The sequence below is a fragment of the Rhizobium sp. M10 genome, assembly GCF_002531955.1.
Taxonomy (GTDB): Bacteria; Pseudomonadota; Alphaproteobacteria; order Rhizobiales; family Rhizobiaceae; genus Rhizobium; species Rhizobium etli_C.
Genome location: NZ_NWTA01000002.1, coordinates 54,545 through 69,856 on the forward strand (window position 1 = coordinate 54,545; position 15,312 = coordinate 69,856).

Genomic DNA, 15,312 nt, shown 5'->3' on the forward strand with positions numbered 1-15,312 from the left:
TGATCATTGCAAATCCAATCGCTCACCCGCCAAAGACCGAATCTTGGGCAAGCTTCAGAAACCACGACGGAAATAGGCCGATGCCGATGGTGCCGGCAGCGGTGACGGCGAGTGTCGCGCCCACCAGAGGCGTCAGCGCCGGGGCGAACGCCCTCTTCGGCTCGCGCATGTAGATCACCATCACGATGCGGATGTAGAAATAGGCGGCGACGGCGCTGAGCAGTACTGCGATAACCGCCAGCATGACGAAACCACGCTCGACGAGGGCGACCAGCACGTAAAACTTGGCGAAGAACCCGGCCGTCGGCGGAATGCCGGCCAGCGAGAAGAGATAGAGCAGCATCAAAAGCGCCAGCCCCGGATGTGACTTGGCGAAACCCGCATAGTCGTCGATGACCTCGCCCGAGAAATCGCCGTTCCGCATCATGATGACGATGCCGAAAATGCCGAGATTCATGAACGCGTAGATCAGCAGATAGAGCATCACGCTGGCGATCCCATCGGCGCCGCCAGCGGCCACGCCGAAAATGGCGAAGCCGGCATGGGCGATGCTGGAATAGGCCAGGAGGCGCTTGAAATTATCCTGGACCAGCGCCACGAAGCTGCCGAGCGCCATCGTCACCACCGCAATGACGGCGACGATGATCCAGACGTCCGAGGCTGCGACCAGAGGGTTGAGGAACACCCGCAGGATGACCGCGAACCCTGCCGCTTTGGGGCCGACCGACATGAAGGCGGTGATCGTCGTCGGCGCGCCTTCGTAGACGTCCGGAACCCACATATGGAACGGCACCGCGCCCACCTTGAAGACCAGCCCCGCGACGATGAAGACTACCGCTAGCAGCAATCCGGGATCGAGCGGATCGCCGGTCACCGCTGCAGCCATCGCGTCCAGTTGCGTGGTGCCGGTCAGCCCGTAGACCAGTGAAACGCCGTAAAGGAAAATCCCGGTCGAGACCGCGCCAAGGATCACATATTTCAGCGCCGCTTCGTTCGACCGCCGCTCTTGCCGCAGGAAACCGGTCAGCACATAGGTACAGAGCACCATCAGTTCGAGGCCCACATAGATCGACATGAGATCGGTGGCCGACGCCATGATCATCATTCCCGAAAGCGCAAAGAGCAGCAGGACATAGTATTCGCTGCTGCCGATCCCTTCGATATCGGCATATTTTCGCGAGAGGAGGAATGTCAGAACGGAGGCTAAGTAGAACACGAACTTAAAGAAGACCGCGAAGCGATCGGCGACGAACATGCCCGTATAGGCCGGCCGCACCTCGCCCGCCAGCATGAGTGTCGCCAAGGCGGCGATCAGCACGATGGCAAGGGAAGCCCAGACAAGGAAATGTTCCTGTCTCTTTTGTACAAACTGCCCCAGGATCAGCAGGATGCAGGCCCCCGTGATCACCACGATCTCGGGCAGGCTCGCAAGGACCGACTGGAGAAGCGCCGCGGCGGTCATTGGCCGCTCTCCCCACCCTGCACCTGCGCCAGCAGATGTTTCGCCGAGGCATCGATGATGTTGAGAAAGGGTTTTGGATACAGTCCGACCCAGAGCACGAAGACGGTCAGCGGCAGGATCGCAGCGATCTCGCGGGCGTTTACGTCACGTATCTTGAACCGGGCGGTGACGCTCGCCGGACCAAGCGCGACCTTCCCATACATGCCAAGCAGATAGGCCGCGCCCAACAATGCGCCCAGAACGGCGGCCGCGCCGACGGCCAGGTTGGCCGCAAACCCGCCAGACAGCACGAGCAACTCGCCCACGAACGAATTCGTTCCCGGCAGCGCCATCGACGACAGGATGAACAAGGCAAGAAACGTGGTGTAGACGGGTGCTGTCTTCATCAGCCCGCCATAATCGGCGATGCTGCGGGTGTGGGTCCGCTCGTAGATCAGGCCGACGAACAGGAATAGGGCGCCCGTCGTCACGCCATGATTGAACATTTGCAGGATGCCGCCCTCGAGCCCGCGGAGGTTCAGCGCGAAAATCCCCATCGTCACGAAGCCCATGTGGCTGATGCTGGAATAGGCCACCAGCTTCTTGAGGTCGTCCTGTGCCAGCGCGAGCAACCCGCCATAGACGATCGCAAGTGCCGAAAGCGAAAGCATCAGGGTTGAATAATACACCGACGCCTCCGGCAGCATCGGCAGCGAGAATCGCAGGAAGCCGTAGGCGCCCATCTTCAGCAGCACGCCGGCGAGGATGATGCTGCCCGCTGTCGGCGCCTGCACATGGGCGTCCGGCAGCCAGGTGTGGACCGGGACCATCGGCACCTTGACCGCGAAGGCGACCAGGAAAGCGAAGAACAGCCACGACTGGACCCGGAACGGCAAATCCTGTGCTGTCAGAGCGAGAATATTGAAGGTCTCGCCACCGTTGAAATAGAGCACGATGACGCCGACGAGGAACAGGACGCTGCCTGCCAGCGTGTAAAGGAAGAACTTGAAAGCCGCATAGACCCGGCCGTCGCCGCCCCAGACGCCGATGATCAGGTACATCGGGATCAGCATCGCCTCCCAGAAGACGTAAAACAAGAACAGGTCGAGTGCGCAGAAAACCCCGAGCATCAGCGCCTCCATGGCCAGCAGACTGACCATGAATTCCTTCACCTTGCGGTCGATCGCGACCCACGAGGCGAGCACGCAGGTCGAGCCCAGCAGCGCGGTCAGGAAAACGAAGAGCGCACTGATTCCGTCGACGCCAAGCGTATAGGTGATCCCGAGCGCAGGAACCCACGGGCGCGTCTCGGTGAACTGCATCGCGTGGGTCGTGGTGTCAAAACCGACCAACATGGCGATGCAGAGAGCGAGGTCGAGGACGGTGACAGCCAGCGCCATCCACCGCACCGCAGCGTCGCTGCGCAGAAACATCAGAACCGCTGCCCCGGCGGCGGGTGTGAATACGATGAGGCTGAGTAGCGGTAACCCCATGGGACCCCCTACCGCCACGCCACGGCGAAGATGGCGGTGGCCGCGATCACACCGACGATCATCGCCAGCACGTAATGGGTCACGACGCCGGTCTGGAGTTGCCGAAGCCGCCCGCCGCCGCGCAGGATCGAGCGGGCAACGCCGTTCACGACAGCGTCCACCCCGGTCAGATCGATCCGCAATCCCGCCCGTGCCGCCCCATACAGCAGGGGCAGCGCCGCGGTTTCGGACACGTCGCTCACCGCCTTCTCGTATCGCGCCAGCGGTCGTTCGGCGAGCCACATGAAGACCCGCGCGCCCTTGCGATAGAACCAGTCGGTGTCGATGCTGATGGTCTTTTCTGGGTCGAGCGCCCGCAGGAACAGCACGAACCCGAAGGCAGTGAACATCAGCACGCCGAGGCTCTCCGTGACATGGAGGCCAGTGTAAGGTTCGAAGTCGACCGGATAGGGCAGAAGCGCATAAAGCGGCTGCGGGAACACTCCGATCGCAATGCAAAGCACCGCCGCCATTCCCATGGCGACCAGCATGTTGCGCGGCGGCTCCCGCGCCTCCAGTTTCCGGTCGGTGCCGAAAAACATGTAATACGGCAGCTTCAAGCCCGTGTGCAGGAAGGTCCCCGACGATGCCATTGTCAGCGCCAGCACCACCAACGCCCGATGATCCTGTCCGGCAGCGGCGATCACCATCGATTTGGTGACGAAGCCCGAGAAGAAGGGAAATGCCGAGATCGCGAAGGCGCCGACCATGTAGAGCGCCACGGTCAGCGGCATGGTCTTGTAGAGTCCGCCAAGCTCGGTGAGCTTGCGACGGCCGGTGACGTAGATCACTGCCCCGGCACCCATGAACAGAAGCGCCTTGTAGAGGATATGCGCGAAGGCATGGCTGGTGGCGCCGTTGACAGCCATCTCGGTCCCGATACCGACGCCTGCCACCATATAACCCACCTGGCTGACGATGTGATAGGCCAACAGGCGCCGGCAGTCGTTCTCCAATACTGCATAGATGACGCCGTAAAGCGCCATCGCGATGCCGAGCCAAACGAGAAGCTCGGTTCCCGGAAATGCGCGCGCCAGCACATAAACGGCGGTCTTGGTGGTGAAGGCGCTCATGAATACCGCCCCGGTGACGGTTGCCTCAGGGTAAGCGTCGGTCAGCCAGGCGTTGAGCGGCGGCACGGCGGCGTTCAGAAGGAACCCGGCAAGGATCAGGTAGGCGCCGGCGCCCATCCCCCCCTCGATCGGGCCTAGGAGTAGCGAGCCTGTTGAAAGCCCGTAGAGAATGATGCCGCCAAGCAGGACGACGCCGCCGGTGATATGGACCATGAGATACCGGAACCCGGCGCTGATCGCTTGCCGGCCGCCCTGTGCGAAGACGAGATAGGCAGAGGCAAACGCCATGCCTTCCCAGAACAGGTATAGCGTCAGGTAGTCGCCGGCGAATACCACGCCGAGCGCGCTTCCGACGTAGACGAACGCAGCGACGTGCTGGCCGGGGCGAGGCAAGTGCAGCGCGTAGACCGTCCCGATCAGAGCCATGATGGTGAAAACCGTGGCGAAGACGCTGCTCAGCTTGTCGACTTTCGCGACCTGGATTTGCTGCCCGAGGAACGACGCCGCGCCGTAGTTGCCCGGCTGCATCGTAATCACGGCGAAGATCGCCAACGCCGGGACCAGCAACAGATAAGCCTTGCGGATCGATCCACTGAGGAATGGGATCGGCAGAGCGCCGAGAATGAAGAGCAGGGCCGGATGGATGAAGTCAGTCATAGTAATCCTCGCGCCGCATCAGCCCAGCACGATGGCCGAGAAACTTGGAAACGAAGATGAGCAGCACGCAGGAGCCGAAGCCGTAGACGGCCGACCAGCCCGGCAGGCGGTCCCACAGGTATTCGGCGTGTTCGCGGGGAACCAGAAAGTCGGCGATGACGATAAGAACGAGCGCCAGATAGAACAGCCGGCGCCGCTGCTGCGCATATTCTTCGGCACCAAAGAAATCGACCACGCGCTTGATCATCTGACCACTCCGTCCGCCAAGGTGACGAAATAGCCGGGGAAGATGCCCATCAGCACCGACAGGATGGCGGTCGCGACCAGCGGGATCGTGACCATCGGAATTTCCCGAACCGTCGCGGGGCTCTCCTGTGCCTCCGTCCCGAAAAAGGCGAGATAGCTGATTGGCAGGAAATAGGCGGCGTTCAGGACGGAACTTATGAGGAGCACGATCAGGAATGGGATCTCCCCGGCCTCCACCGAACCCCGTGCCAGATACCACTTGCTGACGAAGCCCGCGGTCAGCGGCACCCCGATCATGCCGAGCGAGCCGACGAAGAACGCCGCCATCGTCCAGGGCAGCCTGCGGCCGATCCCAGCCATATCGCTGATGTTGCGCTTGCCAGATGCGCAATAGATTGAACCGGCGCAGAAAAAGAGCGTGATCTTGGAGAACGCATGCGCCGCGATGTGAACGATCCCGCCGACCATCGCGACCGGCGACAACAGAACCGCGCCCAGCACGATGTAGGAGAGTTGGCTGACGGTCGAGTAGGCGAGCCTCGCCTTCAGGTCGTCCCGCGTGAGGGCGTAGACCGACGCCATGAGGATCGTGAACGAAACCAGATAGGCCGTGGCGATACCAAGGCCCAGCTTCCCCACCAGCTCGACGCCGAAGACATGGAAGACCACTCGCAGCACGCAGAACACGCCCATCTTGACCACGGCCACCGCATGCAGGAGCGCGCTGACCGGTGTCGGAGCCACCATCGCGGCAGGCAGCCAGGCGTGCATCGGCATCACCGCGGCCTTGGCGAAGCCAAAGAGATAGCAGAAATAAACGACCGTCAGCAGCAGCGCGGAGGCATCAGCTCCCGCCAGCAGCCCGCCCGTCACAAAGTCGAGCGACCCGGCAATGTGGTAGGTCAGCGCCAGCGCGGCGAGCAGCACGCTTTTCGACGCGCCCATCAGATAGACGATGTACTTGCGGCTGCCCGTCCATCCTTGCTCGTCCTCGTGGTGGTAGACGAGGGGATAGGTAACGAGACTGAGCACCTCGTAGAAGATCACCAGCGTAAACAGATTGGCGGCGAACGCACCCCCGGCCGCGGCGGCCAGACTGCTGGCGAAGCAGGCGAAGAACCGGGTCTGCGCGTGCTCGTTCAAGTGCCGCATATAGCCGATGGAATAGATCGCAGCCACGATCCACAGCAGCGACGAGACGGTGGCAAACACCATGCCGAGCGCATCGACCCGGAAAGCGAAGTCAATCCCCGGCAGGATCTCGAACAGGCGCAAATCGATCGTCCCGCCCGCCAGCACGGTGGGCGCCATCGAGGCGACAATCGCGAACATGGCGATCGCGGCCAACGGCGAGACGACATCGCGGAGTTTCTCGCGGTTGTTCAGAAGGAGAATCGCAAGGGCCGCCAGACCTGCGACGGCAACGGCAAGCAGCGGCCGGATCGATATCACCGGGTCCAAACCGCTATCCTTTCATCATGGTCACGTCGTCGACCTTGAGGGTGGACTTGTTCCTCACGAGGGCGACCAGGATACCGAGGGCGACGGCAACCTCCGCCGCGGTGATTGCGATGACGAAGATCGCGAAGATCTGCCCGCGGAAATCGTCGTAGTAATGCCCGAAAGCGATGAAGTTGATATTGACCGAGTTGAGTAAAAGCTCCAGCGACATGAGCACCACCAGAATATTGCGCCTGATCAGTACACCCGCTGCTCCGATCACGAACAGGACCACTCCAAGCACAATATACCACCAGAGCGGAACCATCACTCCTGCTCCTTCCGCGCCAGCACGATGGCGCCGATCAGGGCCGCCAAAAGGATCACGGAGGCGATTTCAAACGGCAGGAGATAGTCGGCGAAAAGTGTCGTGCTGAGCTGCCTGATCTGATCGCCGCCGCGCATGGCGACAGGTTCGATGACCGAAAAGCGGTTACTCCAGAGCACCAGCACAAGCATCTCGACCCCAAGCAGGCCGACCAGCACCAGAGCCGACAGGTTGCCGCCCGGCAAGAACCGCTGCAACACCGCTTCGCGCACATCGATCATCATGATCACGAACAGGAACAGGACCATGATCGCGCCGACATAGACAAAGATCTGGATGACCGCGAGGAACGGCGCCTCGAGCAAGACGAAGATGGCCGAGATATTGAGGAAACACGCCATCAACGCCAATGCGCTGTGAACCGGATTCCGCGCCAGGACCACCGTCAGGGCGGTGATCACGGACACCGCAGCGAACAGAAGAAAGAACCCCTGATCCATCGACGCCGACCCTCCGACGCGAACTGTCACTCGGCGCGAGATAGCCGGCTCTGAGATCGCGCCGCAACTTCAGATGCGTTCGCAAATTGTGCCTTAGTATCGGATTTTTCACAAGGTTATTGTCGAGCCTGTCGGTACCGAGTTTGGTTACGGTGTAGTGAGAAACTACTTCCAATAACACCGGTTACTCGCCCGAAATTACAAGTCTCCGTGGTTTCACGCCCCCGCAACCAAAGAAATAGTCCGCAGTGCGGGTCTCTGGCACAAAGACTTCATTTTCTCGAGGAAGGACGCATCGTCCTTATCCCTCGCGAAAACAGCTGAGACCGGTTTGCGGATCGAAGAGATGCATCGCCTCCTCGTCGAAGAAGAGGGTGAGCGTTTCGTTGTCCCGGATCGGCGTGCGCGGCGGCAAACAGGCCATCAGCCGCTGATTTCCGGCAAGGGCGGTGACGACGAGTTCCGGGCCGGTCAGCTCGGCGACCTCCAGGCTTGCCTCGAGCGACGGGCCGGGGCCGTCCGTGCGAAGGGCCTCGGGGCGGATGCCGAGGATGAGTTCGCGGCCATTGACGGCGGCTTCGGCGAAGCGGGTCGGCAGGGGCAGGCTGGCATCGGAACCTGCAATCGCTAGCCGGCCATCGCGCACTGTCGCTTTCAGCAGGTTCATCGGCGGCGCGCCGACGAAGGTGGCGACATAGAGCGTTGCCGGATGATTGTAGATTTCCTCAGGTGTGCCCAGCTGCTCGATGCGGCCGTCGCGCATGACGGCGATGCGGCTTGCCAGCGTCATCGCCTCGATCTGGTCATGGGTGACATAGACCACCGTGGTCTTCAGCATCTGATGCAGCCGCTTGATCTCGGTGCGCATCTCCATGCGCAGCTTGGCGTCGAGATTGGAGAGCGGTTCGTCGAACAGGAAGACCTCGGGCTTGCGCACCAGCGCGCGGCCGATCGCCACGCGCTGGCGCTGACCGCCGGAGAGCTGGCTCGGTTTGCGGTCGAGGAGGTTTTCGATCTGCAGGAGCTTGGCGGCATCGCGCACGGCCTTGTCGCGCTCGGGCGCCGGGACCTTCCGCATTTCCAAGCCGAAGCCGATGTTCCGGTGCACCGTCAGATTGGGATAGAGCGCGTAGGATTGAAAGACCATGGCGATGTCGCGGTCTTTCGGGTGCACGCCAAGCACCGAACGCCTGCCGATCCTGACGTCGCCGCTCGTCGCCTCGGCAAGGCCGGCAATGATGTTGAGCAGGGTGGACTTGCCGCAGCCGGAGGAGCCGAGCAGCACGAGGAACTCGCCGCTTTCCAGCGAAATGTCGATGCCTTTCAGCGTCTCCACCTCGCCATAGGTCTTGCGGATGTTTTCGATGTCGAGCGCGCTCATGACACGGCCTCCTGAGGAGACGATGGCTCACCATAGCTGCGGGGAAGGGTGGAAATGGCGCGCGAGGCGACTTGTGTCCCAGCCGCCAGGCAAGAAGCCAGCGGCTTGCTATCCGCCAATGCTGCCAGGAAGCCGGCGTTGAAGACATCGCCGGCGCCGATCGTATCGACGACCTTGACGACGGGTGCAGGCACCGACGCCGGCAGGCCGTCCGGCCCGATGGCGATGGCGCCGTCCGGGCCGCGCTTGACGACGACGATAGCGCCCTCCGGCATATGCGACCTGATCTCACGGGCGGCTTCGATAGGATCGGCGATGCCGGCAAGCGTCGTCGTCTCGACCTCGTTCAGGAGCGCAATGCCGCTGCGCGAAAGCCAGGCGCGGGCGGCGGCGCAATTTTCTTGCGTCCAGCCGTCGAGCGGCCAGCCGGTATCGAGTGCGACGATGATGTCGTGGCTGTCGGCCCAGTCGAAGAAAGCGTCATATTCGCTAGCCAGGTCGTCGGTCAGAAAGCCGCCGCAGAGAAGCGCGTAACCGCCGCGCAGTCTTTCGCCGTCGATGACGGCGAAGACGTCGGCGAGGCTGAAGCGCGGCAGGTGGCCGGTCGTCGTGAAGAAAGTACGCTCGCCGTCCGGATGGGTGATGCCGACGGAAAGCGTCGTTTTCTCGGGGCGCACCGGCCACTTCTCGGAACGCCAGCCGAAGGCTTCCGCCAGCCAGCGGCCGAACTGGTCGCTGCCGATATTGGCGGCGATCTCGAATTCGATGCCGAGCGCCTGCCAGGCGAGAGCGGTGTTGCCTGCCGATCCACCAACTCTCAGCTCGTCATGATCGACGATGATTTCCGTGCCGGCCTTCGGCCAGGGGGCGGCCGGTCCGAGGATGAGATCGACATTGACGTTGCCGATGACTGCAAGCGGCCGCATTCATTCACTCCGGGTAATCTTGGTGGAACGGACCGGCGTTCCGGCATTGTCCACGCGGGTTTCGGCAAAGGCGATCATTAGCCGTTGGGCAACCGGCAGCATGGCGAAGATCGCGGCAAGGCCCGTCGCCGGCGCAAAACGGATCGTCGCCGCCCCGGTGACGGGGGCTTCGCTCGAGGCGTCGAACAGGATGACAGGCGCGCCGGTCTCGACGGCGGACACCGCCATGGCGGTGACGAGGCCGGCCGTCTCGTCGAGGCCGCGGAACAGCACGACGCCGATCTCCGGCCCCAGCATCTCCATCGGGCCATGGCGCAGCTGGCCGCCTTCGAGCGAGAAGCAGGGGCGGCGCGAAAGCTCCGTCAACCCGAGGGCTAATGCCTCGGCGACACCTTGCAGGCGGCGGCCCGAGGTAACGACGGTCACGACGTTTTCCAGGGCGGAGAGTGCCGCTGAGATGTCATGGTCTTCGGGCGCCTTGAGGACGGCAAGTGCGGCCGCGGGATCCTCGCCGAGGGCAGCCAAGATCGCGAGATGCAGGGCGAAGGTCACTGTCAGGCTGCGGGTTGCGGCAAAGGCAAGCTCTGTGCCGCCGCTGCCGACCAGCGGCGGGGCGGTTTTGGCAAGGAAAGAGCTGCCTTCAAGTGTCAGGCCGAAGGTTTCCTCCGTGCCGCCGGTCTCGTCGAACCAGCGCAGGACTTCGGCGCTTTCGCCGGATTGTGAGGTGACGAAGATTGTCCTGCCGGCGATCGGCAGCGGCTGGCCGAGCTGTTCGGAGAGCGGCAGGGCGACGGCATCGATGCCGAGCCCACGGTAGAGCGGCTCGACCGCGCGGTTGACCGCATGCGAACCGCCCATGCCGAGCAGAAGAAGCCGGCCGGTTTTCTCAAGCGAGGCGGCGGCTCTTGCCGCCATCGGCGCCGCGGCTTCATAAGAGGCGAGCGCATCGGCGTGCTGGCGCGCCATCTCGCGGTCGATCGCCGCAAGTCCGGCGGGCCGGTTTCTTTGTGTTGTCATGTTCATCCCTTGACGCCGCCGCTGGTGAGCCCTGAAATCAGGGCGCGTTGCATGACGAGACCGATCAGCACCGGGGGCAGGGCGGCGAGCACGCCTGCCGTGGCGATCAGTCCGTAATCGGAAACGCGCCCGCCCGCGAGATCAGCAATGGCGACGGTCAGCGTCTTGGCGCGCTGGTCCGAGGTGAAGAGCAGCGCATAGAAGAATTCGTCCCAGGCCAGCAGGAATGCGAAGAGGCTCGATGTCGCGACTACGGGGGCTGCGAGCGGCAGCGTGATGATCCTCAGCGTCTGGAACAGGCCGGCACCGTCGATCATCGCGGCGGATTCGATCTCGCGCGGGATGGAATCGAAGCCCGATTTCATCAGCCAGGTGGTGAACGGCGCCAAGATGGTGAGATAAACGAGGGCGAGGCCGAAGACGTTGTTCAGCATGCCGAGATGGGAGAGACTCATATAGAGCGGCACGGCGAGCGCCACCGGCGGCAGCATGTAGGTGGCGATCACCATCGACAGTGACCAGCCGACCGAAGGCGTGCGCGACACTGCCCAGCCGGCCGGAATAGCGAGCGCGATGGCGGCGATGGTCGCCATGCCGGCCACCTCGATGCTGTTGCGCAGCGAAGAGGTGAAGGCGGCGCCAGCGCTGTTTTCCAGTGTCGACAGCAAGAGCTGGTATCGCGAGAAATCCGCCGCCTGCGGCCACCAGCGCAGCGGCTTTGCCGCAAGGTCGGCGGCCGGCGAGATGCTCATGATGAAGAGCCAGAGGATCGGCGCCAGGATGACGGCGGCAAGCAGCAGCGCGCAAAGATGAATGAAAGCGGAAAAGAGCGGGCTTTGACGTTCCATCAGGCGGCACTCCCGGCGGTCTTGCGCACCAGGGCGGCGTAGCCGACGGCGAGCAGCGTCACCAGCAGCGTGACGATCAAGGCCAGCGACGCGCCCGAACCTGCCCGCTGGAAGGAGAAGGCTTCCTGGTAGACGAGGATCGACAGCGTGCGGGTACTGTTGGCCGGGCCGCCGCGGGTCATGACCCAGATGATGTCGAATACCTTGAAGGCTTCGATCGTGCGCAGCACCAGCGCCACCATCAGCGGGCCGGCGAGATAGGGCAGGATGACGAAGCGGAAGCGGGCGAAGGGGCCGGCGCCGTCGACGAGGGAGGCGGCGGTGATATCGCGCGGCACGGCCTGGAGTGCGGCAAGCGCGATCAGCGCCACCAGCGGAAAATTCTTCCAGCAGTCGGCGACGATGAGGGAGGCGAGCGCCGTGCCGGGCTCGCCGAGCCAGGAGCGATAGGCGTCGAGCAGGCCGAGCTGCGTCAGCGCGGCGTTGAGCGCACCGTATTCCGGATTGTAGATCAGCCGCCAGAGTGTGGCGTTGACCACGGTCGGCAGCGCCCAGGGCAGGATCATCAGGGCGCGCAGTGCGGTGCGGCCGCGGAACTGCTGGTTCAGTAGCAGCGCGGCAAGCACGCCGATCACCATTTCGGCGGCGACCGAGACGATCGCAAACCAGGCTGTCGTGACGAGCGTGCGCTGGAAACTCGAGCCGGAGAGCATCTTCACGTAATTGTCGATGCCGACGAAATTGCCGCCGGTGCCGACGAGCTTCGCATCGGTGAAGGAGAGGCCGACGGTATCGATGAGCGGCCAGCCGATGACTGAGATCATGACCACGAGAAGCGGCAGCATCAAAAGCCACGCGCGGGTTGTCAGCCATGTGCCCGACATCGAGGCGACCCTTCTTCATTCACAGGTTTGGGAGGCCGGGCGACGGCAGGCGCCGCCCGGGGTTCATGCCGGGCTCAGAGGCCGCTGTTTTCGGCGGCCGACTTCAGCGCGTCCTCAGGCGTGGATTGGCCGAGCAGCGATTCCTGGATCGCCTGCTGCAGCGCCGTCGAAAGCTCCTGATATTTCGGCGTCGTCGGGCGCGGATACATGGCGGCAAGACCGATTTTTGCAGCGGAAATCAGCTCTTCCTGGCCCTTGGTGACACCAGCATCCTCATAGGAGGAGGCCCAGATCGGCAGGCTGAGCTTGGCGTAGGCGTTCTGTGTGGCCTGCGAGGTCATGAAGGTGATGTATTTCCAGGCCTCGTCGGGATGCTCGCTGGCCGAGGTGATGCCGAGGCCCATCGAGCCGTTGACGGCCGAAGCCTCGCTCTTGCCGGCGACGCCCGGCGCCGGCACGACGCCGACCTTGCCCGCGACCTTGCTGTCCTTCGGATCGTTGGCCATGTTGTACATGTAGGTCCAGTTGAGCGCGAAGGCGGCATCGCCGTTCTGGAAGACCTTGCGGACGTCCTCTTCCAGGAACTCCTTGGAGTTCGGATTGGTCAGGCCTGACGTATAGCTGGCCACCATATATTTCAGGGCATCAAGGCCGCCACCGCTCTGGAAGGCAGGTTTGCCGTCCTTCAGAAGATCGCCGCCATAGGCGCTGACCAGCGTGGTGTAGTCGCAGATTGCCGCTTCGGCCTGCGACCAGCTCCAGGCGATCGGGGTGGCAAGCAGGCCCTTGTCCTTGATCGCCTTTGCCTGCTCGGCCAGCTCGTCCCAGGTCTTCGGCGGCGCCTTGATGCCGGCCTTCTCCAGGATTTCCTTGTTGTAGAACAGATATTTGGTGTCGAGGATCCAGGGCATGCCGTAATATTTGCCGTCATACTGCACGGTGGTCCAGGCGCCCGGCAGCACGCCCTTCTTCATCTCGTCGGTGATGCGGGAGGAGACGTCGACCAGCACCTTGTTGGTGGCGTATTCGGCCGGCCAGATGACGTCGAAAAGGACGACGTCGTAACCGCCACCGGAACCTTGCGCCAGCACGGTCTTGTCGTGCAACCCCTCATAGGGAACGAATTCGAGATTGACCTTGATGTCGGGGTTCGCCTTGGCGAAAGCGTCGGTCATGGCGCGCACATCGGCCTCGCTGTAAGCGGCCTGCGCCATGAACAGCGCGTTCAGCGTCGTCTCGGCGAAAGCATGCGGGGCAAGGGATGCGCCGATCAAGGCCGCACCCAAAAGCGTCTTGTTCAAGGATTTCAGCATTGCAGCCTCCAGTTTTTGACATTTACGCATGGCCGAGGGCGGTTTTTCCGCCATCGGTTTCGAGAAGGCACGCGTGACATAAAACCGTGCCGGTCCGTTATCTCGGAGCGTCGTTGGAGGCCCTGGGCGGGCTCCTGCGTTCCCTGGAACTCTACGGTCCCTTATTAAGTCAAATGTCTTGACTTATTACTTCGCCAACATTCTACTGGAGTCAAGAGGCAATTGCACATGAATGACGTCAGGCCGATCCGGGCCAAGAGCGGCACCAATCACGAAGGCACCAGCGCGCATAACAGGCGTGTGATGATCGATGCCTTGAGGATCAACGGTGCGCTCTCGCGCGCCGATCTGGCGCGGGCGACGCGGCTGACCAAGCAGACAGTGTCCAATATCATCGAGGAGCTGGAGCGCGACGGTCTCGTCAGTTCGCAGGAGGCGGTGCGGAAGGGCAGGGGCCAGCCCTCGACGCCTTATCGGCTTGTTCCCGAGGGCGCCTTCGCGATCGGCCTGCAGATCGACCGGCATGTGACGCGGGCGGTTGCCGTCGATCTCGTCGGCAATGTTCTCGTGCGCGATGAGGCCGGCCTCCCGGCCGGAGGCCCGTCGGAAGGGACGAAGGTCATCCTCGATCTCGTTGCCGGCGTGCGTGCAGAACTTGCCGGGATCGTCCAGCAATCGGAAAAGCGGCTGGTCGGCCTCGGCGCCGCCATGCCCGGACCCTTCGGCGTCGCCGGCAGCGGCGACGATCCCTGGATGATGGAGGCCTGGCAGAAGTTTCCGCTGCTGGAAACGCTGACCGCCGGCACCGGGCTCGATGTCGGCCTGCAGAACGATGCGGCGGCGGCCGCGACTGCCGAGCGTATGGTGGGGGCCGCCCATGGTCTCGACCATGCCGTTTGCCTGTTCGTCGGCTACGGCATCGGCGCCGGCCTCATTCTGAACGGCGAACTCTATCGCGGCGCCAACGGCAATGCCGGCGAGATCGGCATGGCGCTGCTCTTTGCCGACGGCAAATCAACGCCGCTCGAACATCGCGCTTCGCTCGCCTCGCTCTACCAGCACCTGTCGATCGATCCCGCCGATCCCGATCTGCATGCGCACATCAACGACCTCGCCTCGAGGGGCGATCCAGGCATCGATACCTGGATCGAAGCGGCGGCGGCGGACCTGCGCTGGAGCATCCATCTCGTCGAAACGGTCTTCGATCCGCAGACGGTGATCCTCTGCGGCAGCGCCCCCGAAGCGCTGGTGAACCGGTTGATTGCCGCCATCGGCCCGCTGCTGCCCTCGATCGCCGAACGGCGCGGCCGGACGCTGCCGCGCCTGCAGCCCGGCATGGCCGATCCATGGTCAGTGGCGCTCGGTGCTGCCGCCGGACCGATCAGCCGCGCATTCGACCCCCATTTTGCAGCAATTTTGAAGGATTCCCTCTAATTTAGGGGCTGAAACCGGGCGTTGCACAGCAGTGCAACGGCAAAACGAGGACGTTTTTTGCAAGTTTCGATATGACGGAGCAATGAATAGGTGAGCTATTCCAAAATATTAGTAAATATTAAATACTCTTTGAAATTGTACTTTCCTGAATATAGATGCGTGCATCTGTAAATATATTTGCAGATCGCTCGGCGCTGATCTAAATATTTCCTCTAGGAGTTGTGAACAACAACCGTGTGACGATTTTGTGACGACTGGATTTCGGTCATTTCATGTCATGTAATATTCATTG

The 15,312-nt window shown here is 62.6% G+C and carries 14 protein-coding genes; 1 reads left to right on the forward strand and 13 read right to left on the reverse strand.

The annotated features are described in order from the left end of the window. Window positions 1-22: 22 nt before the first annotated feature. The 13 genes from CO671_RS02010 to CO671_RS02070 all read right to left on the reverse strand — a co-directional run bounded on the left by CO671_RS02010 (window position 23) and on the right by CO671_RS02070 (window position 13,586). On the reverse strand, window positions 23-1,462 hold the full coding sequence (locus tag CO671_RS02010; protein WP_097604130.1) for an NADH-quinone oxidoreductase subunit N: 1,440 nt from the start codon (window positions 1,460-1,462) through the stop codon (window positions 23-25). Beyond that, window positions 1,459-2,934, reverse strand: a complete 1,476-nt coding sequence (locus CO671_RS02015) for an NADH-quinone oxidoreductase subunit M (RefSeq protein ID WP_097604131.1) — start codon at window positions 2,932-2,934, stop codon at window positions 1,459-1,461. Before CO671_RS02015 ends, CO671_RS02010 begins: the two co-directional genes overlap by 4 nt. Before the next feature lie 8 nt (window positions 2,935-2,942). Then, the gene (locus tag CO671_RS02020; protein WP_097604132.1) at window positions 2,943-4,703 is read right to left on the reverse strand and encodes a Na(+)/H(+) antiporter subunit D; all 1,761 of its coding nucleotides are present in this window, start codon (window positions 4,701-4,703) and stop codon (window positions 2,943-2,945) included. After that, a complete protein-coding gene (locus CO671_RS02025; protein ID WP_097604133.1) occupies window positions 4,696-4,950 on the reverse strand; it encodes a hypothetical protein in 255 nt (84 codons plus the stop codon). Before CO671_RS02025 ends, CO671_RS02020 begins: the two co-directional genes overlap by 8 nt. Further along, window positions 4,947-6,410, reverse strand: a complete 1,464-nt coding sequence (locus CO671_RS02030; RefSeq protein ID WP_097604134.1) for a monovalent cation/H+ antiporter subunit D family protein — start codon at window positions 6,408-6,410, stop codon at window positions 4,947-4,949. Before CO671_RS02030 ends, CO671_RS02025 begins: the two co-directional genes overlap by 4 nt. A gap of 4 nt (window positions 6,411-6,414) precedes the next feature. Further along, window positions 6,415-6,717, reverse strand: coding sequence for an NADH-quinone oxidoreductase subunit NuoK (nuoK, locus tag CO671_RS02035; protein WP_010029941.1), 303 nt, complete (start codon window positions 6,715-6,717; stop codon window positions 6,415-6,417). Further along, a complete protein-coding gene (locus CO671_RS02040; RefSeq protein WP_010029942.1) occupies window positions 6,717-7,217 on the reverse strand; it encodes an NADH-quinone oxidoreductase subunit J in 501 nt (166 codons plus the stop codon). Before CO671_RS02040 ends, nuoK begins: the two co-directional genes overlap by 1 nt. Window positions 7,218-7,518: 301 nt before the next feature. Then, window positions 7,519-8,598: a sn-glycerol-3-phosphate ABC transporter ATP-binding protein UgpC gene (ugpC, locus tag CO671_RS02045; protein ID WP_097604135.1), complete on the reverse strand. Its 1,080-nt coding sequence runs from the start codon at window positions 8,596-8,598 to the stop codon at window positions 7,519-7,521. Next, window positions 8,595-9,524 carry a PfkB family carbohydrate kinase gene (locus CO671_RS02050; RefSeq protein ID WP_097604136.1) on the reverse strand — a complete coding sequence of 310 codons (930 nt, stop codon included), beginning with the start codon at window positions 9,522-9,524 and terminating at the stop codon, window positions 8,595-8,597. Before CO671_RS02050 ends, ugpC begins: the two co-directional genes overlap by 4 nt. Continuing rightward, on the reverse strand, window positions 9,525-10,547 hold the full coding sequence (locus tag CO671_RS02055; RefSeq protein ID WP_097604137.1) for an SIS domain-containing protein: 1,023 nt from the start codon (window positions 10,545-10,547) through the stop codon (window positions 9,525-9,527). Continuing rightward, window positions 10,544-11,389: a carbohydrate ABC transporter permease gene (locus tag CO671_RS02060; RefSeq protein WP_097604138.1), complete on the reverse strand. Its 846-nt coding sequence runs from the start codon at window positions 11,387-11,389 to the stop codon at window positions 10,544-10,546. Before CO671_RS02060 ends, CO671_RS02055 begins: the two co-directional genes overlap by 4 nt. Further along, window positions 11,389-12,273 (reverse strand): sugar ABC transporter permease, encoded by an 885-nt coding sequence (locus CO671_RS02065; RefSeq protein ID WP_097604139.1) that lies wholly within the window; start codon window positions 12,271-12,273, stop codon window positions 11,389-11,391. Before CO671_RS02065 ends, CO671_RS02060 begins: the two co-directional genes overlap by 1 nt. Window positions 12,274-12,347: 74 nt before the next feature. Beyond that, entirely contained in the window at window positions 12,348-13,586 is a 1,239-nt protein-coding gene (locus CO671_RS02070; protein WP_097604140.1) for an extracellular solute-binding protein, read from the reverse strand. A 228-nt stretch (window positions 13,587-13,814) separates the two neighbouring features. On the opposite strand from CO671_RS02070, the gene CO671_RS02075 reads away from it, so the two are divergent. After that, window positions 13,815-15,020 carry an ROK family transcriptional regulator gene (locus tag CO671_RS02075; RefSeq protein WP_097604141.1) on the forward strand — a complete coding sequence of 402 codons (1,206 nt, stop codon included), beginning with the start codon at window positions 13,815-13,817 and terminating at the stop codon, window positions 15,018-15,020. Window positions 15,021-15,312 lie beyond the last annotated feature (292 nt).